This window comes from Polaromonas sp. P1_G2, from assembly GCF_056405515.1.
Window position 1 is genome coordinate 1 of sequence record NZ_JBFUBY010000594.1, and the last position, 781, is coordinate 781.

Genomic DNA, 781 nt, shown 5'->3' on the forward strand with positions numbered 1-781 from the left:
CTCCTACGTTGCGGACTATGCTGAAATCGAGGGCAACAATTTCAGTCTGAATATTCCGCAGTATGTGGATCTGGGGAGCAATGAAGACAGGGTGGACATAGAGACGGAGTATGCCAAACTGCTTGAGCTGCGCGCCGAGCGCAACGATGCGGAAGCTGTTTTGGACATGCACCTCAGAGAGCTTGGCTATGGCGCGTAGTTCTCTGTTTCCGCCAAGTGTTCAACCAGGCAAACCCATTCTTCCAACCTGTCCACCAGGATGGTCGACCGTGACTTTTGGCGACGTTCTTGAGGTTGTGGAACGACCGATCGATCTCATTGATGATGTGGAATATCAGCTTGTCACAGCGAAACGCTCGCGCGGCGGCGTCGTTGCACGCAGCCGGCTCTTGGGGCGCGACGTGCTAACCAAGACTCAGTTTCAGATCGCGCGAGACGATTTTCTGATGTCGAACCGTCAGATCATCCACGGAGGCTGCGGCATCGTTCCTCCTGCGCTCGATGGAGCTGTTGTGTCGAACGAGTATTCGGTGCTGAGGCCGAAATCGAAGCTCTTGCTCGAATTCTTGGGCTACCTCAGCCACTCGATATATTTCCAACAGACATGCTTCCACTCGAGCGTGGGCGTCGACGTCGAGAAGATGATCTTCGACTGCGAGCGCTGGCTGGAATTCAAGATTCATCTGCCCCCACTCCACGAACAGCGCCGTATCGCAGAAGTCCTGTCGTGCGTCGATGACGCCACCGCGGCGACGCGAGCAGTGATCGAGCAGACCAGGAA

Annotated in this window: 1 protein-coding gene and 1 pseudogene; both read left to right on the top strand. The window is 55.6% G+C overall.

Translation table 11 applies throughout. From position 1 onward, the window contains the following. Positions 1-199: pseudogene (locus tag AC1D0P_RS26390) on the top strand (type I restriction-modification system subunit M); the annotation flags it as partial. A 70-nt stretch (positions 200-269) separates the two neighbouring features. Next, positions 270-781, top strand: a 512-nt coding sequence (locus tag AC1D0P_RS26395; protein ID WP_477679431.1) for a restriction endonuclease subunit S, incomplete at its 3' end; no start/stop codon positions are given.